Raw genomic sequence first — 22,189 nt, 5'->3', positions numbered from 1 at the left:
CCACCTTCGAAGGCCCGATGATGGCGATCAAGACGGTCAACTCGCTGTCCCACTACACCGACTGGACCATCGGCCATGTCCACGCCGGCGCCCTCGGCTGGGTGGCGATGATCTCCATCGGCACGCTCTACCACATGATCCCGAAACTCTGGGGCCGCGAGCGGATGCACAGCGTCGGCCTGATCAACGCGCACTTCTGGCTGGCCACCATCGGCACCGTGCTGTACATCGCCTCGATGTGGGTCAACGGCATCACCCAGGGCCTGATGTGGCGGGCGATCAACGAGGACGGCACGCTCACCTACTCGTTCGTCGAGGCGCTGGTGGCCAGCCATCCGGGCTACGTGGTGCGCCTGCTCGGCGGCGCCACCTTCGCCAGCGGCATGCTGCTGATGGCCTACAACACCTGGCGGACCCTGCGCAGCGCGCAGGAGCAGCGGCAGCCGGTCCTGGCGGCCGGCCAGGGGGCCTGAACATGCTGTTGTCCCTGCTGTGCCTCCCCACCCTGGTGCTCGGCATCGCGCTCAGCCTCGCCGGCAGTACCCGCGAGGAACGCGAGCAGGCCGCCCTGCTGCCGTTCGCCGACGATCCCGAGGCCGCCCGCCGGGTCGCCCGGGATACCGGCAAGATCTGCCGGCAGGTGGTCCGCCCCCTCGAGGAATCCCGCGAGGCCGCCGGCCCGCCGTTCCTCGCCTGAACCGACTCCATCATCCAGGGATGGATGCCTCCAGCACGAAAGTGCCTTGCGGGGCCGGCAACGGCCCCTTTCTTTCGCTTCGAAGAGTTCCATGAACGACTCCCCCAGCACCGCCGTACGCACCTGGCTGAAAGGCTTCCGCCCCCTGACCCTGAACGCTCGACCGCGCGACTGCCTGCGCGCCGGACTCGGTGCCTGCATCGGCGCGCTCGCCGCGGTATTCGCCTGCCAGGCGTTGTTCGGCAGCGAACTGGCGCTGCGCCTGGCAGCGCCGCTCGGCGCATCCGCCGTACTACTGTTCGCCCTCGCCTCCAGCCCCCTGGCGCAACCCTGGTCGATGCTCGGCGGCAACCTGGTCGCCGCCCTGGCCGGCGGCCTCAGCGCCTACTGGTTCGGGCACGAACTGGCCCCGGCCCTGGTCGGCATGGCCCTCGGCATGCTGCTGATGTTCGCCCTGCGCTGCCTGCATCCGCCGAGCTGCGCGCTGGCCCTGAGCGTGGCCCTCAACCCGTCCCTGAGCGAACTCGGCATCGACGTGGTCTGGCCGATCCTGCTCTCCACCCTGGTGCTGATCGGCTGCGCGCTGCTCTACAACAACCTGATGCGCTCTCCCTACCCGCGGCCCTACCAGCCGCCGCGGGCCAATCTCCATGGCACCCGCGACCTGGCGCCGAGCGCGCGGACGGACTTCTCCGCCCGGGACCTGGACCAGGCGCTGCAGGACTTCGGCGAATACGTCGACATCACCCGCGACGACCTCGAGCGACTGATCCACCACACCGAGCGCTACGCCTTGCGCCGGCGCATGGGCGAGCTGACCGCGGCACGGATCATGTCCCGCGACGTGCAGACCGCCAGCACCGAGACCTTCATCGACGACGCCTGGAAGCAGTTGCAGGAACACCGCCTGAAGGCCCTGCCGGTGCTCGACGAGCATCGGCGGCTGGCCGGCATCGTCACCCAGAGCGACCTGCTCAAGCACTTCCGCCCCGACGGCAGCCCGTTCAAGCGCCTGCGCTTCCTGCGCGGGACCAAGCTGAAGACGATCATGACCACCCCGGTGGTCTGCGTACAGGCCGACACCCACGCCGTCGAGCTGGTCTCGCTGCTATCCGACGAAGGCCTGCACTGCCTGCCGGTGCTCAACGAAGCCGGCTACCTGGTCGGCATCGTCAGCCAGACCGACCTGATCGCCGCGCTCTACCGCAACTGGCTGCAGCACCTGGGCCAGGCCGATCAGATCACGTAGTCCCAGCGCTGCGACCAGTCGCTGTCCTCGCGGACCACTTCGCGCAGCAACTGGAACGCATGGCGCAGGGTCGGCGACAGGCGCTCGCGGGAGTACACCAGGTAGGTCGGGTAGGCGAACTCCGGCGCCTGCTCGACCCGTTGCAGGGTGCCGCCATCCAGGTAGCTGCTCACCACCCGGGTACGGAAATAGCCGCTACCGCCGTTCTGCATGATGTACTGCAGGGCCAGCGGCCCGAGGTTGCAGGCCAGCGCGGCCTTGGCCCGGTCCGGCAGCGCGGCATCATGCTGGCTGCGGAAATCCGGGCCCCAGTCGACATACAGATAGGGCTCCGCGGATATCACGGAACGCACCATCACCAGCTTTTCCTCCAGCAACTGCTCGACCTGCAGCCCTGGCCAGTATTCCGGCTGGTAGACCAGCGCGGCGTCCAGCGCGCCCTGCTCCAGTTGCTTGAGCAGGTCGGCGCCCTGGCCGATCTCGACCCGCACGGCGTGGCCGGGAATCGCCTCGCGCAGGCGCCGCATCCAGTTGAGCAGCAGCGGATTGCACAGGCTGACCTCGCCGCCGAGGTTGAGCAGGTTGCGGAAGCCGTCCGGCAGCGGCAGGTCGCGTCGCGCCGCATCCCAGGTCTGCACCAGTTGGCTGGCGTAGCCGAGGAAGTGCTCGCCGTCGGCGGTCAGGCGCGCGCCCGCGCGGTTGCGCACGAACAGCCGGCAGCCGAGTTGCCCTTCGAGGTTCTGGATGCGCGCGGTGACGGCGGTCTGGGTCAGGTGCAGGCGTTCCGCGGCAGCGACGAAGCTACCGCTGCGGGCGATCTCCAGGAAGGTACGGGCGAGGTCGATATCCATGCGAAGCGGTCCGCTGCCACAGGTGGGCCGCCATTCTAGGCTGTGCAGGCGCGGGCGGCGAGCGCAAGGCGGCCTGGCCGCCCTCCTGGAGTTCTGCGACAAAACACCGCGCCTAGCCGCTTCGGCACGCTAAAACCCTTCGAAAAAGCGACAACCTGTTGCACAAACGCGCCACGCCGTGACTTTTTCGCTTTCGAAAGCATCAGTTAGCGTGACCGAACACGGTGGAGCCGGGAAGCGCCACCCATGTTCCACACAGACATGAACGAGAGAGACCGACTCCCATGAACGCTACGCTCCGTTTCAACGAGGCTTTGCTGATCACCGGGCGCGCCTTCCAGCCATACCAGTGCGTTGCCTGGTCCGAGCTAGGCAGTGACGGCGGCCTGAGCCTGTCCGTAGTCGATCGCACTGGCACCCGCCTGCTGGGCCGTGCACGCATTCCGAGCTCCGCCTACTCCGATCCGGAGCAGCTTGCCGGCCTGCTGCAACAGGCACGCGAAGAACTCAGCCACAACGGCTACAACCTGCAGGACTGGAGTATGCCCAGCCAAGGCTGAGCCGTTCCATACGACGAAAGGCGCCCACGGGCGCCTTTTTTCGTTTCCTCTATTCGAGGCGGTCGTGCTGCCGGAACGCCACGCGCACCGCGTTGCGCCCTGCATCCTTGGCCTCGTAGAGCGCGCGGTCGGCCTCGCGATAGAGCGCGTCCAGGCCCATGCCGGAGGTCGAATAGGCCACCCCCAGGCTGATGGTCAGGCAGGGGCCGGCGCTGGAGCCCAGGTGCTCGATGCCCAGCGCCTCCACCGCCTGCCGCAGGCGCTCGGCGATGGCCAGGGTGTTGCCCTCCTCGCTGTCGTAGAGCAACACGGCGAACTCCTCCCCGCCCAGGCGCGCGGCGATATCCAGCGGCCGCCGCGCGCCCTGCCGGAGCACGACGCCAAGCTGGCGCAGGGCGGCATCGCCGGCCGGATGCCCGTAGTGGTCGTTGTAGGCCTTGAAGTCGTCGACATCCACCAGGATCAGCGCCACTCCCTTTTCTTCGCGGGCGCCCTGCTCCAGGGCCCGCTGGGCGAGCAGCTCGTAGTAGCGTCGGTTGACCAGGCCGGTGAGGCTGTCCTGTTCGGCCATCATGCCCAGCAGCCGCCGGCCGAGGAACTGCTCGCGCTGGGCGTAGTCCTGCAGGTACAGGGCGAACGAACAGATCAGCACCACCAGGCCGTTGTAGAGCGTATTCAGCAGGTTGGTACGCAGGTTCTCTTCGCCGCCGAAAAGCAGGAATACCGCCAGGTTCAGGGCCAGGCACAGCAACGCCAGGCGCACGCAGGCCCAGAACGCCAGGCCGAGCGGGAAGAACACCGCGAGGATACCCAGGGTCGCGCCCAGTTGGGTGAAGCGCGGCACCCCATGCCACTCGAACAGCACGTCGCAGGCCAGCACCGCCAGGTTGATCAGCAGCAGGCAGTAGGGCGCGATGGCATCGCCGACCTTGCGCAGGCTGGGCAGGAAGGCCGCCGGCCAGACCACCAGCAGCAGGCCGATCATTCCCAGGCGCACGCCCAGCAGTTGCTCGAACAGGCTGGGGTGCAGGCGGATGTCCACCATCATCCAGTCGGCCACGATGAACAGCGCCCAGATCAGGAACGCCACCCCGATGGCAGCGCGCCGCTGCATCAGCGAGTTCCAGCTGAGAAACTCGCGAAACTCGTTTTCCAGCTCCTTTTCGAACCGCAACCAACGAAAGCCGTTGCGCAACTGGCGCGCATACGGATTATCCGGCAGACCAGCCTGTACCAGGCTGTCGCGTGCAAGCATGCTGACTCCCCTACCTCGGACCGAACGCTGAAACAGGCCTGGACGACAATACCCTGGCGCCTCTGCAGCGATGAGTCAAAAAGCCATCACCCGTTACCAGACAATAGGGCATGCGGCGTGCCGAGGCGATACCAACCATCGGCGCAGCGGGACGCCCCGGGCGAGCGAATGGCAAGATCCGTGGGCCGACTGGCATTGCGGCCAGGCCCGAAGGACGCCAGACTGCCGCCATCGCCATGAGGTTGTGCCATGCCCGAACCGCGCCTGATTGCCTGCCTGATCTATCCCGACGTGATGAGCCTGGACGTGACCGGACCGCTGCAGGTATTCGCCTCGGCCAACGTCGAACGCCAGCGCCAGGGCCTGCCGCCTTTCTACCGGATACAGGTGCTCGGCGAGCGTAGCGAAGCGGTGCCCAGTTCCGCGGGCATCCGCATCTGCGCCGACCTCGCCTGGCGCGACTGTCCGCCGGAAAGCCTGGACACCCTGTTGGTGCCCGGCGGCCTCGGTGTCGAGGCGCAGACCCGCAACGCCGACCTGCTCGCCTGGCTGAAAGCCGCCGAACCGTGCATACGGCGGCTCGGCTCGGTGTGTTCGGGAGCGCTGATCCTGGCCGCCGCCGGGGTTCTCGACGGGCGCCCGGCGACCACCCACTGGGCCGACGTGGCGACGCTGCGCCAGGGGTTTCCCGGCGTCCATGTGCAAGGCGACCGCCTGCACACCTACGACCCGCGGTGCCGCGACGGCGACGCCCACATCTTCACCTCGGCCGGCGTCACGGCGGGAATCGACCTGGCCCTGGCGCTGGTCGAGGCCGACCTCGGCCGCAGCCTGGCGCTCAGCGTCGCGCGACGCCTGGTGATGTTCCTCAAGCGTCCTGGCGGCCAGGCCCAGTTCAGCGCCTGGCTGACCCCGGAACCGAGCCGCACCCCGCGCCTGGCCGCGCTGCTGGAGTGGATTCCCGCCAACCTCGCCGGCGACCTGTCCCTGGAAGCCCTCGCCGACCAGGCCTGCATGAGCCCGCGTACGCTGTCCCGGGTATTTCTCCAGGAACTGGGCGTGGCGCCCGGTCGCTACGTCGAGCGGGTTCGCCTGGAGGCCGCGCGCGCCCTGCTGCAGGACGCCCAGGCGTCGATCGCCACGGTGTCCCGGCTGTGCGGCTTCGGCCATCCGGAAAACCTCCGGCGGACGTTCCACAAGCATCTTTCGGTCAGCCCCCAGGAATACGCCGAACGCTTCGGCATGCTGGCCTGACGCTCCCACCGAGGACCTTCCCATGCTGGAACTGCGCCCCAACTGCGAGTGCTGCGACCGCGACCTGCCCGGCGACAGCGGCGACGCGCTGATCTGCACCTTCGAGTGCACCTTCTGCCGCGACTGCGCGACGGTCCGCCTGGGCGGCCAGTGCCCGAACTGCGGCGGCGAACTGCTGGCCCGGCCAAGGCGTCCGCGGGATGCGCTAGCCCGTCACCCCGCCTCCAGCCGACGCGTCGTCAGGCCCGGCGGTTGTCCGGAGTGACGCCATGCTGCTACGCAACCCGACCCTGCTCCTGCTGTTCTGCGGCCAGGCCCTGTACTGGTCCTGCTCGCTGATCGGCATAACCCTGACCGCCCTGGTCGGCGTCCAGCTGGCGCCGTTGAACAGCCTGGCCACCCTGCCCCTGGCCCTGCTGGTGCTGGGCAACCTGCTGGCGGTGCAGCCGTTGTCGCACTTCATGCAGCGCCACGGCCGACGTCCCGGGCTGATGCTCGGCGCCGGCGGCGGCGTGCTCGGCGGCCTGGTCTGCGCCGCCGGTGTCTGGACTGGCGATTTCCTCTGGTTCTGTCTCGGCGCGCTGGGCATCGGGGTCTACCAGGCCTCGGCCATGTACTACCGGTTCGCCGCGCTGGAGGCGGTGGATGCCGGGCGGAAAGGCCGCGCCAGCGCCTACGTGCTCGCCGGCGGAGTACTCGCCGCGCTGCTGGCGCCGAGCCTGGCGCTGTGGTCACGCAACGCGCTGGCCCAGCCCTTCGTCGGCGCCTATCTGCTGATCGCCGTGCTGGCCCTCGCCGGCCTGCTGCTGATGGCCCTGCTCCGCGAAGGCCAGGCGCCACGCCCGGCACGACTCGCCTGGCGCGACATAGGCGGCCTGTTGCGGCGGCCGGTGGTCCGCGCGGCCATCGCCTGCACCGCGGCCGGACACGGGTTGATGATCCTGATCATGAACGCCACGCCGCTGGCCATGAGCTTCTGCGGCCTGCCGCTGGAACAGTCGAGTCGGGTCATCCAATGGCACGTGCTGGGAATGTTCCTTCCGGCGTTCTTCGCCGGACCGCTGGTCGACCGCATCGGCAACCGTCGCGTCGCCCTGCTCGGCGCGTTCCTGCTCGCCGCAAGTGCCGGCATCGCCCTGGACGGGCAGTCGGTCACGCATTTCCTGCTCAGTTCGCTGGCCCTGGGCAGCGGCTGGAACCTGATGCTCATCGCCGGCACCACCCTGCTCGGCGAGGGCCACGCCGAAAGCGAGCGCGGCGCCGCGCAAGGATTGATGGAGCAAGGCAACAGCCTGGTGGCGGCGCTGATGTCGTTCGGCTCCGGCGCCCTGATCACCAGCCTTGGCTGGAACGCGGTGAACCTGCTGGTCTGGCCGGCGCTGCTGGTGGCGCTGGCACTGCTCTGGCCGGTACGACGAACGCGGACGCTGTCGCGCTGAAACGCCGGCAACGAAAAAGGCGACCTTGCGGTCGCCTCTTCTGCCTTACGGAAACGCCTCAGTAGTAGGCGTTCTCCTTGTTGCTGTGGTCGGTCACGTCACGCACGCCCTTCAGTTCGGGAATACGCTCGATCAGGGTCTTCTCGACGCCATCCTTGAGGGTCATGTCGACCATCCCGCAGCCCTGGCAACCGCCGCCGAAACGCAACACGGCGATGTTGTCCTCGACCACGTCGACCAGGCTCACCTGTCCGCCGTGGCTGGCCAGCCCGGGATTGATCTCGGTCTGCAGGTAGTAGTTGATGCGTTCGGTGATCGGGCTGTCCTCGTTGACCATCGGCACCTTGGCGTTCGGCGCCTTGATGGTCAACTGGCCGCCCATGCGGTCGGTGGCGTAGTCCACCACCGCATCTTCGAGGAAGGGCTCGCTGACCGCATCGATCCAGGCAGTGAAGTCCTTCAGGGCGATGGCGGTGTCCTCGACCTTTTCCTCGCCCGGCTTGCAGTAGGCGATGCAGGTTTCCGCGTACTGGGTACCCGGCTGGGTGATGAAGATACGAATGCCGATACCCGGGGTGCTCTGCTTCTCCAGCAACTCGGCCAGATACGCTTGGGCAGCTTCGGTAATGGTGATGGCGCTCATGGCAACTCCTCGCAAATATGCCGACAGTTTACGCCAATCGGTACTTGCGGATAAAGCCCTAGTAAATTAGTAGGAATAATTCGCGATAACCGACCCGCCCCTTGTGGAGCGGGTCGCGAGACTCAGAGGTTCTCGTAGCGGTTCATGTCCAGTGCGCCCGCCTCGACCGGCTCGGTTTCGCGGATGTACGCCTCGAGATCGTGGAAGTAGCTCCAGAACTGCGGATTGCTGCGGCGCACGCCCCAGCGTTCGACCACCTTGTCGAAGTCCTCGCCGCTCTTCGCCGCCTCCAGGGCGCCGACGAAGGCCTCGGCATCCGTCGCCGGCAGATCGAACATGAAGTTCGGGTAGCTGGACAGCACGCCCGGGTAGATCGTCAGGGTGTCCAGGCCCGGCTGGTAGCGCAGCGACTCGCCGAGCATGAAGGCGACATTGCTGTGCGCGCGGTTGCGCAGCACGGTATAGACCTCGCGCTTGCCGCTGGACGTACGTATCCGCAGCATGGTCGCCTCGGGGAAGCGCTCGATGACCTTGAGGCCGGCCGCCGGCCGGCTCACCAGGCGACTGAAGGCCTGCTCGGCGTCCTGCAGTTCGCGGTCGATGCCCGGTCGATAGCAGTTGCCGTCCAGGCAGCGGTTGATCGGGTCGGGACGCGCATTGAGGTCGCCGTAGCGACGCAGCAGTTCTTCGGCGAAGGCCTTCTTCGGCTGCTTCTCCGGCAATCCCAGCGCGCTCGGCGTGTCGTCGTCGAAGGCCTGGTAGTCCATCCACATCTTCAGCTTGCCGCTGTTCTGGTACCAGTCGTCGAGCAACGGCTGGCGCGCGTCGACCGGCATCAGGCGGAGGAAGTTCTGCTCGGCGCCGTTGCGGATCAGGTCGAAGTACAGCCGCGTCTGCGCCTGGTGCGAGACGTTGCCGAAGACATCGAAGTTCACCACCAGCCCGTAGTAGGTTCGCTCGAACAGCGGATAGTCCATCAGCCACAGGGTCTGCGGTACCTCGCCAAGCAGGCCCTTGCGCACCGAGGCGCTGTCGAACTGGCGGAAGATGCTCAGCAGGGCGTTGTCGTTGCCGTGCCAGAGCGTGTTCCAGGTCGGCGGCGGCGCGTCGGCGTAGACGTCCTGGCGCAGGTCTTCGTACTCGTTGCGCTTGTCCCGGTAGGCGCTCCACAGGCCGAGCAGGTTCTTCAGCTCGTCGATCTGCCCCGGCAAGGCCAGCAGCGGCTCGCTCTGCGCGCGGAAGTTGGCGTCGGTGACGAACAGGTCCTGCTCGGGGTCCTGGAATACCACCCAGAAGTTGTCGCGGATCACGTCGGTGGCGATCTGTCCACGGCACACCGGCCCGCGGATGAAGGTACGGGTGAAGTATTCGGCGTTGTCCAGCATGAACTGGTAGCGCGCCCGTGGCGGGATCGCGGCGAAGGTGGCGAACGGGTTGGCACGGCTCTGCACGCCGTAGCCGGGAACCTTGTCGGTGTTCCACTGGGTGCCGAAGAACAGCTCCTGGACGCGTTCCAGCTTCTTCGCCGTCAGCGGATAGGTGATGTGCGTCTTGTGTACGATCACGCCCTGGATCGGCCAGAGGCGGTAATAGAAGCTGTTGCCCGGATCGTCGTTGGGACGCCGGGTCGGGATCGGGTCGATCGGCTGGCCGCTGGGCGTGCGCGAACGCACCAGCTGGAAGAAGTGGCCGGGCGCGCCCTGCTCCGGGAAATACAGGTGCGCCAGGAACAGGTGCTCGTAGAGCCAGCGCGAGACCAGGCTCTGCTTGGCCCCAGGCTGGTTGAGGAAACGCTCCCAGCTGGCCACCTGGCGCGCCTCGGCGGCGGTCGGCCGCAACGGCTGCTGGTCGACCGGGGCGCCCGCGGCCAGCCACTTCTGCAAGGTGGCGTATTCGTCGTCGCTCAGCCCGGCCACCGCGAAAGGCATGCCGGAACCTGGGTTCTTGCGGATGAACGCATCGATGCTGGCCGGCGTCGGGCACTGGTTGGCGCGGTTGATCGAAATGTCCAGGCCTTCGGGGATCTTCGCATTCGGCTGCAACGGCTGGCTGTGGCCAAGCTCGAGCATCCGCGCCATCAGTGCGGCCTGGCCGTCCTGCGGTTCGAGCACCGACCAGAAGTCCTTGCGCCGCCAGGCGTCGGCACCGTGCGCATCGAGGTACAGGCGGGTGGTTTCCTGCGCCTTGGTCCGCGTGCCGTCGTAGACCGGCAGTTGGTTGGCGCCGCGCTGCGCGCCCTCGGCGCTGCTCAGGTTGAGCTGGCGGGGCGAATCGTAGCAGGCGTGGCAGGCGACGCACTTGGCGGTAAAGATCGGCTGGACGTCACGGCTATAGGAAATTTCAGCAGCGGAAACAGACTGGATAAAAGACGACAAAACGAAGGCCAACCCAACCAACGGTCTTGGCAACATGAACCACTCCTCACTCGGCGACGGGCGATTCTAGCAAACCCGCCTCTCTGCGCCGCACTTTCACAACGACGGGCGAACGCGCCCCGGGCATGAGCCGCCATTTCGCCAGCATTCCACCGGCTTCGGCCGCCACGTATGCTAGCCGGGCTCCCAGGCCCGCCCTGGCGATCAAGGACGATGACTTCGAGGAAACAGGGATATGTTTCGACTCGCCGCGCCCCATCCGCGCCGGTTCGCGTGCGCCCCACGTCCCCTCTTCGCCGCTTTCCGCCTGCTGTCGTCAGGCGGCGCTTCTGTTCGCGCCCGGCGCGGCCTGGTCCATCCTTTCGCCGCCCTGGCGGCCCAACGGAGAACCCGCCCCATGAAACTGCTCGCCGGCAGCTTCGCCGCTCTCTTCCTGAGCCTTTCGGCCCAGGCGGCGGACTGTACTTTCACCCAGCTGGAAATCGTGCCCCAGTTCGGCTCGCCGAACATGTTTGGCGGCGAGGACGAGCACGTCCGCGTGATGTTCCGCAACGAGGATCCCAACGACGACAACCCCGATGCCTTTCCCGAACCGCCGGTCTACCTGGCCGACCGCGACAGCGGCAACGATTGCCGCATAGAGGACGGCGGCATCTGGTCGCGCGGCGGCGTGTTCCTGAGCCAGGACGGCCGGCGCGTGCTGATGCATGAATTCAGCGGCTCCAGCGCCGAGCTGGTGTCCTACGACAGCGCCACCTGCAAGGTGGTGCACCGCGAGGACATCTCCGGCCAGCGCTGGGCGGTGGACAAGGACGGGCTGCGCCTGGGAGAGAAATGCTCGGGCGAATCCGTCGACAGCTGCGCGAAGATCGTGACGCGTTCCCTCGCGCCGTTCTGCCAGACCGCAAAGAAATGATCCGGGCCGGAGCGCCCCTTATCGACACGCATAGGTGATACATGGACAGTCTCGATCAATGCATCGTCAACGCCTGCAAGAACAGCTGGGACAAGAGCTACCTGGCCGGCACCCCGAACAAGGACAACTGTTCCGGCTTCGTCCAGTCGGTGGCCGCCGAGCTGGGCGTACCGATGCCCCGCGGCAACGCCAACGCCATGGTCGACGGCCTGGAGCAGAGCTGGACCAAGCTCGCCTCCGGCGCCGAGGCCGCGCAGAAGGCGGCCCAGGGCTTCCTGGTGATCGCCGGCCTGAAGGGCCGCACCTACGGGCACGTCGCGGTGGTCATCAGCGGTCCGCTGTATCGGCAGAAGTACCCGATGTGCTGGTGCGGCAGCATCGCCGGCGCGGTCGGCCAGAGCCAGGGCCTGAAGTCGGTCGGCCAGGTGTGGAATCGCACCGACCGCGACCGCCTCAACTACTACGTCTACTCCCTGGCCAGTTGCAGCCTGCCCAGGGCCAGTTGATTCAGGCCGTGCTGCGAATGAGCCAGACTCATTCGCAGCACGATTCCCCACGAGCATCCCGACTCCACTCGCCCGTCCCTTCGCCGCCTGCCTGCGCACTCCGACCTCCGCATTCCGCCCGTATACTGCGACAAAACGGCGCCAGGGATTTTTCCGGCCCGCGAATGAACATCCTTCAACTTGAATGAAATTCATGGTCCGACCACCCCCGGCCGGAAAGCCCCTGCCTTTGTTATGCTTTTCACCTTTCCGCCCACTGACGCCAGGTCCATCCATGTCCAGCCCGCTCACCGATCGCAGCGCCCGCCTGCAAGCCCTCCAGCACGCCCTCAGGGAACGTATCCTGATCCTCGATGGCGGCATGGGCACCATGATCCAGAGCTACAAGCTGGAAGAGGCCGACTACCGCGGCGAGCGCTTCGCCGACTGGCCGAGCGACGTGAAAGGCAACAACGACCTCTTGCTGCTGAGCCGCCCGGACGTGATCCAGGCCATCGAGAAGGCCTACCTCGACGCCGGCGCCGACATCCTCGAGACCAACACCTTCAACGCCACCCAGGTGTCCCAGGCCGACTACGGCATGCAGTCGCTGGCCTACGAACTCAACGTCGAAGGGGCGCGCCTGGCCCGCCAGGTGGCGGACGCGAAGACCGCCGAGACCCCGGACAAGCCGCGTTTCGTCGCCGGCGTGCTCGGCCCGACCAGCCGCACCTGCTCGATTTCCCCGGACGTGAACAACCCCGGCTACCGCAACGTCACCTTCGACGAACTGGTGGAGAACTACGTCGAGGCGACCCGCGGCCTGATCGAAGGCGGCGCCGACCTGATCCTGATCGAGACCATCTTCGACACCCTCAACGCCAAGGCGGCGATCTTCGCCGTCCAGGGCGTGTTCGAGGAACTCGGCGTGGAGCTGCCGATCATGATCTCCGGAACCATCACCGACGCCTCCGGCCGCACCCTGTCGGGCCAGACCACCGAGGCCTTCTGGAACTCGGTGCGGCATGCCCGGCCGATCTCGGTAGGCCTGAACTGCGCCCTCGGCGCCAAGGAATTGCGGCCGTACATCGAGGAACTGTCGACCAAGGCCGACACTCATGTCTCGGCCCACCCCAACGCCGGCCTGCCGAACGCCTTCGGCGAATACGACGAATCGCCGGCGGAAATGGCCGTGGTGGTCGAGGAATTCGCCGCCGCCGGCTTCCTCAATATCGTCGGCGGCTGCTGCGGCACCACCCCGGCGCACATCGAGGCGATCGCCAAGGCAGTGGCCAAGTACCCGCCGCGGGCCATCCCGGAGATTCCCCGGGCCTGTCGCCTGTCCGGCCTGGAGCCGTTCACCATCGACCGCAGCTCGCTGTTCGTCAACGTCGGCGAGCGCACCAACATCACCGGTTCGGCCAAGTTCGCCCGGCTGATCCGCGAGGAAAACTACGCGGAAGCTCTCGAGGTCGCCCAGCAGCAGGTGGAAGCCGGCGCCCAGGTGATCGACATCAACATGGACGAAGGCATGCTGGACTCGAAGGCGGCCATGGTCACCTTCCTCAACCTGATCGCCTCCGAGCCCGACATCTCGCGCGTGCCGATCATGATCGACTCCTCCAAGTGGGAAGTGATCGAGGCCGGCCTGAAGTGCATCCAGGGCAAGGGCATCGTCAACTCGATCTCGATGAAGGAAGGCGTCGAGGCCTTCAAGCACCATGCCCGCCTGTGCAAGCGCTACGGCGCCGCGGTGGTGGTGATGGCCTTCGACGAGGACGGCCAGGCCGACACCCAGGCGCGCAAGGAAGAAATCTGCAAGCGCTCCTACGACATCCTGGTCGACGAAGTCGGCTTCCCACCGGAAGACATCATCTTCGATGCGAACATCTTCGCCATCGCCACCGGCATCGAGGAACACAACAACTACGCGGTCGATTTCATCAACGCCTGCGCCTACATCCGCGACCACCTGCCCTACGCCCTGAGCTCGGGCGGGGTGTCCAACGTGTCCTTCTCGTTCCGCGGCAACAACCCGGTACGCGAGGCGATCCACTCGGTGTTCCTCTACTACGCGATCCGCAACGGCCTGACCATGGGCATCGTCAACGCCGGCCAGCTGGAAATCTACGACGAGATTCCGAAAGCGCTGCGCGACCGGGTCGAGGACGTGGTGCTCAACCGCACGCCCGAGGCCACCGAGGCCCTGCTGGCGATCGCCGACGACTACAAGGGCGGCGGCGCGGTCAAGGAGGCCGAGGACGAGGAATGGCGCAGCTACAGTGTCGAGAAGCGCCTCGAGCATGCGCTGGTCAAGGGCATCACCACCTGGATCGTCGAGGACACCGAGGAATGCCGCCAGCAGTGTGCGCGTCCCATCGAGGTCATCGAAGGTCCGCTGATGTCCGGGATGAACGTGGTCGGCGACCTGTTCGGCGCCGGCAAGATGTTCCTCCCGCAGGTGGTCAAGTCCGCGCGAGTGATGAAGCAGGCGGTGGCCCACCTGATTCCCTTCATCGAGGCGGAGAAAGGCGACAAGCCGGAAGCCAAGGGCAAGATCCTGATGGCCACGGTGAAGGGCGACGTGCACGACATCGGCAAGAACATCGTCGGCGTGGTGCTCGGCTGCAACGGCTATGACGTGGTCGACCTCGGCGTGATGGTGCCGGCGGAGAAGATCCTGCAGACCGCCATCGCCGAGAAATGCGACATCATCGGCCTGTCTGGCCTGATCACGCCGTCGCTGGACGAGATGGTCCACGTCGCCAAGGAAATGCAGCGGCAGAATTTCCAGTTGCCGCTGATGATCGGCGGCGCCACTACCTCGAAGGCGCATACCGCGGTGAAGATCGATCCGCAGTACAGCAACGACGCGGTGGTCTACGTCACCGACGCCTCGCGCGCGGTAGGCGTGGCCACCAGCCTGCTGTCCAAGGAGCTGAAGGCCGACTACGTGGCCCGCACCCGCGCCGACTACGCGGTGGTCCGCGAACGCACGGCCAACCGCAGCGCCCGCACCGAGCGGCTGAGCTACGAACAGGCGATCGCCAACAAGCCGGCGTTCGACTGGGCCGGCTACCAGGCGCCGACGCCTTCCTTCACCGGCGTCAGGGTGCTCGACGAGATCGACCTCGCGGTGCTCGCCGAGTACATCGACTGGACGCCGTTCTTCATTTCCTGGGACCTGGCCGGCAAGTACCCGCGCATCCTCACCGACGAGGTGGTCGGCGAGGCCGCCACCTCGTTGTTCAACGACGCCCAGGCGATGCTGAAGAAGCTGATCGACGAGAAGCTGATCAAGGCCCGCGCGGTGTTCGGCTTCTGGCCGGCCAACCAGGTCGAGCACGACGACCTGGAGGTCTACGGCGCCGACGGCGAGACCCTCGCCACCCTGCACCACCTGCGCCAGCAGACGATCAAGCCGGACGGCAAGCCGAACCTGTCGCTGGCCGATTTCGTCGCGCCGAAGGAAAGCGGCGTGCGCGACTACATCGGCGGCTTCATCACCACCGCCGGGATCGGCGCCGAGGAAGTGGCCAAGGCGTACGAAGCCAAGGGCGACGACTACAACAGCATCATGGTCAAGGCGCTCGCCGACCGCCTCGCCGAAGCCTGCGCCGAGTGGCTGCACGAGCGGGTGCGCAAGGAGTACTGGGGCTACGCCCGCGACGAGCACCTCGACAACGAGGCCTTGATCAAGGAGCAATACGTCGGCATCCGCCCGGCACCGGGCTACCCGGCCTGCCCCGACCATACCGAGAAAGGCACCCTGTTCGAACTGCTCGATCCGCAGGGCCTGTCCGGCGTCAGCCTGACCGAGCACTACGCGATGTTCCCGGCCGCGGCGGTCAGCGGTTGGTATTTCGCCCACCCGCAGGCGCAGTACTTCGCGGTCGGCAAGATCGACAAGGACCAGGTGGAACGCTACAGCCAGCGCAAGGGCCAGGAAGCCAGCGTCAGCGAGCGCTGGCTAGCGCCGAACCTTGGCTACGACGACTGACCAGGAAGGCGACGATGAAATTCCTCACTCCCGAGCAGATGGAAAAACCGCGCAAGCGCCGCCTGCGCAAGAAACTGCGCCTGGGCGAGTTCCAGGAGTTCGGTTTCAGCTTCGAACTGACCTACGACCGTAGCGCCCTCTCCTACGACGATGCGTTGGACCATCTGATCGACTTCGTCGAGGCCCAGGGCTGGGTGTTCGGCGGTGGCGGCTCGCCGGAACAGGCGGAGATCAGCGGCTACCTGTGCCTGGCGCGGGTCGGCAGCCTGGACGAGGCGGACCGGGAAAGCGCCCGCCTGTGGCTGGAAGCCCAACCCTGGTGCAAGACCTTCGAGGTCGGCCCGTTGAGCGACTGCTGGCACAACTTCTTCGAGTGAAACCGGCGCCGGCATGACCTGGCCTGGCGCCGGCAGGCGCGAAGCTGCGACCTACACCCGGATCAGGCGCGGTTCATGCCCCGTGTGGGCGAGGAAAGCCAGCAGGTCTGCGTAGCGGATGCACTCGGTGGCGGTATTCACCAACGGGTGGAAACCGAGCAACTGGTCCTGGCGGATGGCATCGTCGAGCAACACCTCGACCCTGTGCTGCGGATCGTTGACCAGCGCGAAAGGCGTCACGCAGCCCAGTTCGACGCCGAGGTATTCGCGCAGGCGCTCGACCGAGGCGAACGACAGGCGGCTTTCGCCGATCTGTTCGGCGATGCCCGGCAGGTCGGCCTCCTTGCGCTCGTCGAGCAGCACCAGGTAGTGGCGAGTACCCTTGCGGTTGCGCAGGAACAGGTTCTTGATGCCCTGGTCGGGCAATTCGATGCCCTGCGCGTAATATTCCTCGATGGAGGCGATCGCGGGATGCTCGACCCGCTGGCTGTCGATGGCCAGCTCGCGGAGCAACGCCAGAAGCGCCTGCTCGTCCATTTTCGCACTCATGGGACGCGCGCCCTCAGGTGAACTGCGAACCGGAACGGCGCACGAACTTGATCGACCACTTGAAGTTCGGCTTGCGCGTCACGCTGATCGGGCGCCGGGTCACGGTATCGATGGTGATGTTCCAGAACCCGGTGCTGGGCACCTTGATCTTCGCCGGGAAGCGGTCGAAGGCGCCGCCATGGTAGCTATGCCGCCCGCCATTCTTGAAACTGCGGAAATTGGCGTCGTTCATCAGGCGGATATTGCATTGCTGCGAGCACTCGATGACCACGATGTCGTCTTCGTTGAGGTGTTCGCGCTGGTGGACGAATTTCATGGAACGGTTCCGTTGCTGCGGTGGAGCGGAGCGCAACGATAGCACGTCGGCGCCGGCCATACCGCCTCATGACGGGCAATGGTAGGATGCGCGCCCCATGCGTAGCCAAGACCTCCACCAGCGCCTCGCCGATCTCGGCGCCAAGCCCCTGCATTGCGGGAGGATCGTCCGCGCCTGGCTGCAGGGCCGCGCCCTCGATGCCTGCACCGCCCGCCAGCCGGCCGAGGACTTCCTGCCGCTGGGCGTACGCCATGGTCTGCCCCAGGTAGCAGCGGAACTGGAAGGCATCGCCCGCCTGCACAGCGAGCATCCGGCGAGCGACGGCTCGTCGCGCCTGCTGGTGGAACTGGCCGACCGGCAGATGGTGGAAAGCGTGCTGCTGCCGCGCGGTGGGCTGTGCGTCTCGACCCAGGTCGGCTGCGCGGTCGGCTGCGTGTTCTGCATGACCGGCCGCAGCGGCCTGCTGCGCCAGGTCGGCAGCCTGGAGATGGTCGCCCAGGTGGTCCTGGCGCGCCGTCGGCGAGCGGTGAAGAAAGTGGTGTTCATGGGCATGGGCGAGCCGGCGCACAACCTCGACAACGTCCTCGAAGCCATCGACCTGCTCGGCACCGATGGCGGCATCGGCCACAAGAACCTGGTGTTCTCCACCGTCGGCGATCCCCGCGTGTTCGAGCGCCTGCCCCGGCAACGGGTGAAGCCCGCCCTCGCCCTGTCCCTGCACAGCACCCGCGCCGAACTGCGCCGGCAACTGTTGCCCAAGGCGCCGCCGCTGAGCCCGGAAGAACTGGTGGAAGCCGGCGAGGCCTACGCCCGCCGGGTCGACTATCCGATCCAGTACCAATGGACCCTGCTCGAAGGGATCAACGACAGCCTGGAGGAAATGGACGGCATCCTGCGCCTGCTCAAGGGCCGCTTCGCGGTGATGAACCTGATCCCCTACAACAGCATGGACGGCGACGCCTACCGGCGCCCGAGCGGGGAGCGGATCGTCGAGCTGGTGCGCTACCTGCACAGCCGCGGCGTGCTGACCAAGGTGCGCAACTCGGCCGGCCAGGACATCGACGGCGGCTGCGGGCAACTGCGCGCCAGGGCCACGCAGGGCACGGTGGAACGGCGCATCCCCGCCCGCCAGGCCTGAAGCCACCCTCCTCCCGCCAAGGGTCTAGACTCTCAGGGCAGGTATGGAAAAGGGAGGACCACCGATGGGTATCGAGACGGAAGAACCGAACCAGAAGCCGCCGACCTTCTGGCAGATGCTGCATAGCGTGATGGCTGCCGCCTTCGGCGTACAGAGCGGGCGAAACCGCGCCCGCGACTTCACCCACGGCAAGCCCGTGCACTTCATCATGCTGGGCCTGCTCTTCACCCTGGTGTTCGTGCTGTTGCTGGCCGGGATCGTGAAACTGGTGCTGAGCCTCAGCGGCCTGTGACCTCTGCGCCGCCGAGGCGGGCTTTCACTGGTGGCTGACCCAGAACACCGCGGTAGCCACCACCAGCAGGATCAGGACGAAGGCCGCGCGGGCGTCGACCACGCTGTCGCGGTTTTCCTGGGTTTTGCTCGGCTCGCTCATGACTCCCCCTGTTTCTTGTGGGTATCGGGACGAAGACATCGAAAGGCACTCTCCAGTTAAGACCAGCGCCGCCCATCGCTCAAGAAAGGCGCCGTTGCGAAGCGGTTATGCTTGCCTGGCGACTTAGTCTTTTTGGTTCTTACCATATACTCAAACATCACTTTTACGCATAAATATGAACTGGTATCGTGCGCCCACTCCGCGTGGAGCGCGTAGCCGTGCGCGCTGGTTAACGCAGTAAGCCGCATAGCCTGACAGCAGGAATATTCATGTACGTATACGACGAGTACGACCAACGGATCGTCGAGGACCGCGTCAAGCAGTTCCGCGACCAGACCCGCCGTTACCTGGCGGGTGAATTGACCGGTGAGGAGTTCCGCCCGCTGCGCCTGCAGAACGGTCTCTATATCCAGCGCTATGCCCCGATGCTGCGCATCGCCGTTCCCTATGGCCTGCTCTCCTCGCGCCAACTGCGCAAGCTGGCGCAGATCGCCCGCGACTACGACAAGGGCTACGCCCACATCAGCACCCGGCAGAACGTGCAGTTCAACTGGCCGGAGCTGGAAGACGTGCCGGAAATCCTCGCCGAGCTGGCCACCGTGCAGATGCACGCGATTCAGACCAGCGGCAACTGCATCCGCAACACCACCACCGACCAGTTCGCCGGCGTCGCCCGCGACGAGCTGGTGGACCCGCGCCCCTGGTGCGAGATCATCCGCCAATGGTCGACCTTCCACCCCGAGTTCGCCCACCTGCCGCGCAAGTTCAAGATCGCGGTGAACGGCGCGGTGAGCGACCGTGCCGCCATCGAAGTGCACGACATCGGCCTGGAGGCGGTGAAGAACGAGGCCGGCGAGCTCGGCTTCCGCGTCTCGGTCGGCGGCGGCCTGGGCCGAACCCCCATCGTCGGCAGCTTCATCAATGAATTCCTGCCCTGGCAGCACCTGCTCGGCTACCTGGATGCCATCCTGCGCGTCTACAACCGCTATGGCCGGCGCGACAACAAGTACAAGGCGCGGATCAAGATCCTGGTCAAGGCGCTGACCCCGGAAGTCTTCGCCGAGCGCGTCGAGGCCGAATGGGCCAACCTCAAGGACGGACCGAGCACCCTCACCGAGGCGGAAGTCCAGCGCGTCGCCGCGCATTTCGTCGATCCGGCCTACAAGGCCCTCGACGACCTCGACGAGTCCCTCGCCCGGCTCGACGCGGAGCACCCCGGCTTCGCCCGCTGGCGCGCACGCAACACCTTCGCCCACAAGAAGCCCGGCTACGTCGCCGTGACGCTCTCGCTGAAGCCCACCGGCACCGCGCCGGGAGACGTCACCGACAAACAGCTGGAGGCCATCGCCGATCTCGCCGACCGCTACAGCTTCGGCGAGGTGCGCAACAGCCATAACCAGAACATCATTCTCGCCGACGTCGAGCAGGGCGAACTCTTCGCCCTCTGGGGCGAACTGCGCGAACTGGGCTTCGCCACCCCCAACGTCGGCCTGCTGACCGACATCATCTGCTGCCCCGGCGGCGACTTCTGCTCCCTGGCCAACGCCAAGTCGATCCCGATCGCCGAAGCCATCCAGCGCCGCTTCGACAATCTCGACTATCTATTCGACATCGGCGACATCGACCTGAACATCTCCGGTTGCATGAACGCCTGCGGCCATCACCATGTCGGCCACATCGGCATCCTCGGGGTCGACAAGAAAGGCGCGGAGTTCTACCAGGTCTCCCTCGGCGGCAGCTCGGCGCGCGACGCCAGCCTCGGGCAGATCCTCGGCCCGTCCTTCGCCCAGGAGCAGATGGCCGACGTGATCGACAAGATCATCCAGGTCTACGTGGAACGCCGGACCGAGGAAGAACCCTTCATCGACACCTTCCGCCGTATCGGTATCGACCCGTTCAAGGAGCGCGTATATGCAGCGAATCATTAAGGACCGCCAGGTGGTCGACGACCGCTGGCACTTGCTGCCCAAGGACGCGACCCTGGAAAGCGTACCCAACAGCGACGACGTGATCATCCCGCTGGCCCTGTGGCTCGAGCACGGCCCGGCCCTGCGCGGCCGCGACGGCGGCCTGGGGGTCTGGCTGGACGCGGACGAGGAGCCGGAAAGCATCGCCGGCGACCTCGACAGGTTCCAGGTGATCGCAGTGAACTTCCCCGCCTTTACCGATGGCCGCGGCTTCAGCAGCGCGCGCCTGCTGCGCGAGCGCTACGGCTACAAGGGCGAGATCCGCGCGATCGGCGACGTGCTGCGCGACCAGTTGTTCTTCATGCGCCGCTGCGGCTTCGACGCCTATGCCATCCGTGCCGACCGCAGCCCGGAAGACGCCCTGGCCAGCCTGGACGACTTCAGCGAGGTCTACCAGACCTCGGTGGAGCAGCCGCTACCGCTGTTCCGCCGCCGCGGCTGACCCCCGCCCTGACGAAAAAGCCCCGCAGCCGCGGGGCTTTTTCATTCCCGAGGTCACGGACGCCTCAGGCCGCCCGCACGCTGTCCCAGGCCACCTGCGCCAGCAGTTCGCGACAGTCGGCCAACGCCACCCGGGTTCGCCCGGCCAGCCACTGGCGGGCAAGGTCGTGGGCCGGGCCGATCACCACCGAAGCAAAGCAGTCGTCCGGCATCTCGCGGAACAGGCCCTCGGCCCGATATCCCGCCAGCGCCGCATGGATCCGTGCGAAGTGGGCCTGGTTGTCGGCCCGCAGGCGCTCGCCCAGCTCCCCCGCCTCCACCCGCCCGCGGCTGTGCAGGATGAAGCGTGCCCAGTCGGGATTCGCCACGACCCAGTCGATGTAGCTGGTGACCAGCAACCTGACCGTTTCCTCGGCGCTACGCGCCCTGGCGAAGCCGGCTTCGAGCAACGCCGCGTACTGGCCGATCCCGGCCAGGTACAGTTCGCCATGGATGCGTTCCTTGTTGCCGAAATGGTGGTAGAGGCTACCGATGCTCGCTCCGGAACGGTCGCGGATCATCTCGATGGTGGTGGCGTCTACGCCATGCTCGCTGAAGCAGGCCAGGGCGGCCTGGAGAATCTCGTCTTTGCGGGAAGAACGGCCCATGTCGGTCCTTGTCGTTAATCGTCGAAACACTGACTAGAATATTTTTCTAGAATAAATTTCTAACCTTCGTATACTGCCCCGGTGCGCACACATCTTCAATCCTGAAACGCCCGGAGTTTTCCATGAGTCAGATGATGCAGATGTACCAGCAGGTCGGCCCGGCCCAGTTCAGCGCCATGATCGGCCAGTTCGCACCCTATTTCGCCAGCATCGCCCCGCAGTTAGTCGAACTGCGTCCCGGCTATGCCGAAGTCACCTTCCCCAAGCGCCGCGAGGTGCTGAACCATATCGGCACGGTGCATGCCATCGCCCTGTGCAATGCCGCCGAACTGGCCGCCGGGACCATGACCGACGCCTCGATTCCCGCCGGCCATCGCTGGATTCCACGCGGCATGACCGTCGAGTACCTGGCCAAGGCCACTGGCGACGTGCGCGCGGTGGCCGACGGCAGCCAGATCGACTGGCAAGCCACCGGCAACCTGGTGGTGCCGGTGGTCGCCTATGTCGACGACAAGCCGGTATTCCGCGCCGAGATCACCATGTACGTCAGCCAGGCCTGACCGCCAAGGCGCCCCGGCCGTGCTTTCGGCCGGCTGG

General features: G+C 66.4%; 23 protein-coding genes. 16 read left to right on the top strand and 7 right to left on the bottom strand.

The window, feature by feature from the left end; genetic code table 11:
- From HMPREF2716_RS22210 to HMPREF2716_RS22200, 3 genes are all read left to right on the top strand, one after another.
- The coding region (locus HMPREF2716_RS22210; RefSeq protein WP_177343807.1) for a cbb3-type cytochrome c oxidase subunit I at positions 1-473 on the top strand (473 nt) is incomplete at its 5' end.
- 2 nt (positions 474-475) lie between these two features.
- The gene (locus HMPREF2716_RS22205; protein ID WP_023116472.1) at positions 476-697 is read left to right on the top strand and encodes a hypothetical protein; all 222 of its coding nucleotides are present in this window, start codon (positions 476-478) and stop codon (positions 695-697) included.
- A 91-nt stretch (positions 698-788) separates the two neighbouring features.
- The gene (locus tag HMPREF2716_RS22200) at positions 789-1,946 is read left to right on the top strand and encodes a CBS domain-containing protein (protein ID WP_003088049.1); all 1,158 of its coding nucleotides are present in this window, start codon (positions 789-791) and stop codon (positions 1,944-1,946) included.
- Here HMPREF2716_RS22200 and HMPREF2716_RS22195 read toward each other — a convergent pair.
- Positions 1,934-2,797 (bottom strand): LysR family transcriptional regulator, encoded by an 864-nt coding sequence (locus tag HMPREF2716_RS22195; protein WP_023106629.1) that lies wholly within the window; start codon positions 2,795-2,797, stop codon positions 1,934-1,936. The two genes, HMPREF2716_RS22200 and HMPREF2716_RS22195, sit on opposite strands and share 13 nt — an antisense overlap.
- 284 nt (positions 2,798-3,081) lie before the next feature.
- Between HMPREF2716_RS22195 and HMPREF2716_RS22190 the strand changes: the two genes are divergently transcribed.
- Positions 3,082-3,357, top strand: coding sequence for a hypothetical protein (locus tag HMPREF2716_RS22190; RefSeq protein ID WP_003098204.1), 276 nt, complete (start codon positions 3,082-3,084; stop codon positions 3,355-3,357).
- 49 nt (positions 3,358-3,406) lie between these two features.
- Here HMPREF2716_RS22190 and HMPREF2716_RS22185 read toward each other — a convergent pair whose 3' ends face one another.
- Complete coding sequence (locus HMPREF2716_RS22185; RefSeq protein WP_003098203.1) at positions 3,407-4,612, bottom strand: GGDEF domain-containing protein; 1,206 nt, start codon at positions 4,610-4,612, stop codon at positions 3,407-3,409.
- Positions 4,613-4,861: 249 nt separating this feature from the next.
- Between HMPREF2716_RS22185 and HMPREF2716_RS22180 the strand changes: the two genes are divergently transcribed.
- The 3 genes from HMPREF2716_RS22180 to HMPREF2716_RS22170 are packed head-to-tail and all read left to right on the top strand — an operon-like array spanning position 4,862 to position 7,305.
- Positions 4,862-5,866: a GlxA family transcriptional regulator gene (locus tag HMPREF2716_RS22180; RefSeq protein WP_003113607.1), complete on the top strand. Its 1,005-nt coding sequence runs from the start codon at positions 4,862-4,864 to the stop codon at positions 5,864-5,866.
- A gap of 22 nt (positions 5,867-5,888) precedes the next feature.
- Positions 5,889-6,131, top strand: coding sequence for a DUF1272 domain-containing protein (locus HMPREF2716_RS22175; protein WP_003113606.1), 243 nt, complete (start codon positions 5,889-5,891; stop codon positions 6,129-6,131).
- A 4-nt stretch (positions 6,132-6,135) separates the two neighbouring features.
- Positions 6,136-7,305 (top strand): MFS transporter, encoded by a 1,170-nt coding sequence (locus HMPREF2716_RS22170; RefSeq protein ID WP_009876266.1) that lies wholly within the window; start codon positions 6,136-6,138, stop codon positions 7,303-7,305.
- Positions 7,306-7,363: 58 nt separating this feature from the next.
- On the opposite strand, the gene nfuA is transcribed toward HMPREF2716_RS22170, so the two are convergent.
- Positions 7,364-7,948: a Fe-S biogenesis protein NfuA gene (nfuA, locus tag HMPREF2716_RS22165; protein ID WP_003088034.1), complete on the bottom strand. Its 585-nt coding sequence runs from the start codon at positions 7,946-7,948 to the stop codon at positions 7,364-7,366.
- A 122-nt stretch (positions 7,949-8,070) separates the two neighbouring features.
- Positions 8,071-10,359, bottom strand: a complete 2,289-nt coding sequence (locus tag HMPREF2716_RS22160) for a fatty acid cis/trans isomerase (RefSeq protein WP_070622006.1) — start codon at positions 10,357-10,359, stop codon at positions 8,071-8,073.
- A gap of 361 nt (positions 10,360-10,720) precedes the next feature.
- On the opposite strand from HMPREF2716_RS22160, the gene tsi1 reads away from it, so the two are divergent.
- The 4 genes from tsi1 to HMPREF2716_RS22140 all read left to right on the top strand — a co-directional run bounded on the left by tsi1 (position 10,721) and on the right by HMPREF2716_RS22140 (position 16,101).
- The gene (tsi1, locus tag HMPREF2716_RS22155) at positions 10,721-11,239 is read left to right on the top strand and encodes a type IV secretion system immunity protein Tsi1 (RefSeq protein WP_070622005.1); all 519 of its coding nucleotides are present in this window, start codon (positions 10,721-10,723) and stop codon (positions 11,237-11,239) included.
- Positions 11,240-11,280: 41 nt separating this feature from the next.
- Positions 11,281-11,745 carry a type VI secretion system effector peptidoglycanhydrolase Tse1 gene (gene tse1, locus HMPREF2716_RS22150; RefSeq protein WP_003088027.1) on the top strand — a complete coding sequence of 155 codons (465 nt, stop codon included), beginning with the start codon at positions 11,281-11,283 and terminating at the stop codon, positions 11,743-11,745.
- Positions 11,746-12,019: 274 nt separating this feature from the next.
- The gene (gene metH, locus HMPREF2716_RS22145; RefSeq protein WP_003088025.1) at positions 12,020-15,724 is read left to right on the top strand and encodes a methionine synthase; all 3,705 of its coding nucleotides are present in this window, start codon (positions 12,020-12,022) and stop codon (positions 15,722-15,724) included.
- Positions 15,725-15,738: 14 nt separating this feature from the next.
- Positions 15,739-16,101 carry a YggL 50S ribosome-binding family protein gene (locus HMPREF2716_RS22140; RefSeq protein WP_003088023.1) on the top strand — a complete coding sequence of 121 codons (363 nt, stop codon included), beginning with the start codon at positions 15,739-15,741 and terminating at the stop codon, positions 16,099-16,101.
- 51 nt (positions 16,102-16,152) lie between these two features.
- Here the strand turns inward: HMPREF2716_RS22140 and HMPREF2716_RS22135 are convergent, their stop codons facing one another.
- On the bottom strand, positions 16,153-16,650 hold the full coding sequence (locus HMPREF2716_RS22135; protein ID WP_003122823.1) for a prolyl-tRNA synthetase associated domain-containing protein: 498 nt from the start codon (positions 16,648-16,650) through the stop codon (positions 16,153-16,155).
- 13 nt (positions 16,651-16,663) lie between these two features.
- Positions 16,664-17,026, bottom strand: coding sequence for a DUF1883 domain-containing protein (locus tag HMPREF2716_RS22130; protein ID WP_003122824.1), 363 nt, complete (start codon positions 17,024-17,026; stop codon positions 16,664-16,666).
- 37 nt (positions 17,027-17,063) lie between these two features.
- Between HMPREF2716_RS22130 and HMPREF2716_RS22125 the strand changes: the two genes are divergently transcribed.
- The 4 genes from HMPREF2716_RS22125 (at position 17,064) to HMPREF2716_RS22105 (ending at position 20,946) form a co-directional block, all read left to right on the top strand.
- Positions 17,064-18,104, top strand: a complete 1,041-nt coding sequence (locus HMPREF2716_RS22125; protein WP_023518572.1) for an RNA methyltransferase — start codon at positions 17,064-17,066, stop codon at positions 18,102-18,104.
- Between the two features lie 64 nt (positions 18,105-18,168).
- On the top strand, positions 18,169-18,396 hold the full coding sequence (locus HMPREF2716_RS22120) for a DUF2970 domain-containing protein (protein ID WP_003098182.1): 228 nt from the start codon (positions 18,169-18,171) through the stop codon (positions 18,394-18,396).
- Between the two features lie 410 nt (positions 18,397-18,806).
- Positions 18,807-20,465 carry a nitrite/sulfite reductase gene (locus tag HMPREF2716_RS22110; protein ID WP_003098180.1) on the top strand — a complete coding sequence of 553 codons (1,659 nt, stop codon included), beginning with the start codon at positions 18,807-18,809 and terminating at the stop codon, positions 20,463-20,465.
- Complete coding sequence (locus HMPREF2716_RS22105; RefSeq protein ID WP_003088003.1) at positions 20,449-20,946, top strand: DUF934 domain-containing protein; 498 nt, start codon at positions 20,449-20,451, stop codon at positions 20,944-20,946. The genes HMPREF2716_RS22110 and HMPREF2716_RS22105 overlap by 17 nt, the downstream gene beginning before the upstream one ends.
- 64 nt (positions 20,947-21,010) lie before the next feature.
- On the opposite strand, the gene HMPREF2716_RS22100 is transcribed toward HMPREF2716_RS22105, so the two are convergent.
- Positions 21,011-21,592, bottom strand: a complete 582-nt coding sequence (locus HMPREF2716_RS22100; RefSeq protein ID WP_003098179.1) for a TetR/AcrR family transcriptional regulator — start codon at positions 21,590-21,592, stop codon at positions 21,011-21,013.
- 122 nt (positions 21,593-21,714) lie between these two features.
- On the opposite strand from HMPREF2716_RS22100, the gene HMPREF2716_RS22095 reads away from it, so the two are divergent.
- Complete coding sequence (locus HMPREF2716_RS22095; protein ID WP_033863119.1) at positions 21,715-22,152, top strand: hotdog fold domain-containing protein; 438 nt, start codon at positions 21,715-21,717, stop codon at positions 22,150-22,152.
- The last annotated feature ends 37 nt before the right edge of the window (positions 22,153-22,189 follow it).

This window comes from Pseudomonas sp. HMSC076A11 (assembly GCF_001810205.1).
Taxonomy (GTDB): Bacteria; Pseudomonadota; Gammaproteobacteria; order Pseudomonadales; family Pseudomonadaceae; genus Pseudomonas; species Pseudomonas aeruginosa.
This window is presented reverse-complemented; position numbering and strand designations above follow the sequence as displayed.

Excerpts from the sequence above, each read along its gene's own strand:
- HMPREF2716_RS22205 (WP_023116472.1), top strand. The coding sequence starts at position 476 with ATGCTGTTGTCCCTGCTGTGCCTCCCCACCCTGGTGCTCGGCATCGCG.
- HMPREF2716_RS22200 (WP_003088049.1), top strand. The coding sequence starts at position 789 with ATGAACGACTCCCCCAGCACCGCCGTACGCACCTGGCTGAAAGGCTTC.
- HMPREF2716_RS22195 (WP_023106629.1), bottom strand. The coding sequence starts at position 2,797 with ATGGATATCGACCTCGCCCGTACCTTCCTGGAGATCGCCCGCAGCGGT.
- HMPREF2716_RS22190 (WP_003098204.1), top strand. The coding sequence starts at position 3,082 with ATGAACGCTACGCTCCGTTTCAACGAGGCTTTGCTGATCACCGGGCGC.
- HMPREF2716_RS22185 (WP_003098203.1), bottom strand. The coding sequence starts at position 4,612 with ATGCTTGCACGCGACAGCCTGGTACAGGCTGGTCTGCCGGATAATCCG.
- HMPREF2716_RS22180 (WP_003113607.1), top strand. The coding sequence starts at position 4,862 with ATGCCCGAACCGCGCCTGATTGCCTGCCTGATCTATCCCGACGTGATG.
- HMPREF2716_RS22175 (WP_003113606.1), top strand. The coding sequence starts at position 5,889 with ATGCTGGAACTGCGCCCCAACTGCGAGTGCTGCGACCGCGACCTGCCC.
- HMPREF2716_RS22170 (WP_009876266.1), top strand. The coding sequence starts at position 6,136 with ATGCTGCTACGCAACCCGACCCTGCTCCTGCTGTTCTGCGGCCAGGCC.
- nfuA (WP_003088034.1), bottom strand. The coding sequence starts at position 7,948 with ATGAGCGCCATCACCATTACCGAAGCTGCCCAAGCGTATCTGGCCGAG.
- HMPREF2716_RS22160 (WP_070622006.1), bottom strand. The coding sequence starts at position 10,359 with ATGTTGCCAAGACCGTTGGTTGGGTTGGCCTTCGTTTTGTCGTCTTTT.
- tsi1 (WP_070622005.1), top strand. The coding sequence starts at position 10,721 with ATGAAACTGCTCGCCGGCAGCTTCGCCGCTCTCTTCCTGAGCCTTTCG.
- tse1 (WP_003088027.1), top strand. The coding sequence starts at position 11,281 with ATGGACAGTCTCGATCAATGCATCGTCAACGCCTGCAAGAACAGCTGG.
- metH (WP_003088025.1), top strand. The coding sequence starts at position 12,020 with ATGTCCAGCCCGCTCACCGATCGCAGCGCCCGCCTGCAAGCCCTCCAG.
- HMPREF2716_RS22140 (WP_003088023.1), top strand. The coding sequence starts at position 15,739 with ATGAAATTCCTCACTCCCGAGCAGATGGAAAAACCGCGCAAGCGCCGC.
- HMPREF2716_RS22135 (WP_003122823.1), bottom strand. The coding sequence starts at position 16,650 with ATGAGTGCGAAAATGGACGAGCAGGCGCTTCTGGCGTTGCTCCGCGAG.
- HMPREF2716_RS22130 (WP_003122824.1), bottom strand. The coding sequence starts at position 17,026 with ATGGCCGGCGCCGACGTGCTATCGTTGCGCTCCGCTCCACCGCAGCAA.
- HMPREF2716_RS22125 (WP_023518572.1), top strand. The coding sequence starts at position 17,064 with ATGCGTAGCCAAGACCTCCACCAGCGCCTCGCCGATCTCGGCGCCAAG.
- HMPREF2716_RS22120 (WP_003098182.1), top strand. The coding sequence starts at position 18,169 with ATGGGTATCGAGACGGAAGAACCGAACCAGAAGCCGCCGACCTTCTGG.
- HMPREF2716_RS22110 (WP_003098180.1), top strand. The coding sequence starts at position 18,807 with ATGTACGTATACGACGAGTACGACCAACGGATCGTCGAGGACCGCGTC.
- HMPREF2716_RS22105 (WP_003088003.1), top strand. The coding sequence starts at position 20,449 with ATGCAGCGAATCATTAAGGACCGCCAGGTGGTCGACGACCGCTGGCAC.
- HMPREF2716_RS22100 (WP_003098179.1), bottom strand. The coding sequence starts at position 21,592 with ATGGGCCGTTCTTCCCGCAAAGACGAGATTCTCCAGGCCGCCCTGGCC.
- HMPREF2716_RS22095 (WP_033863119.1), top strand. The coding sequence starts at position 21,715 with ATGAGTCAGATGATGCAGATGTACCAGCAGGTCGGCCCGGCCCAGTTC.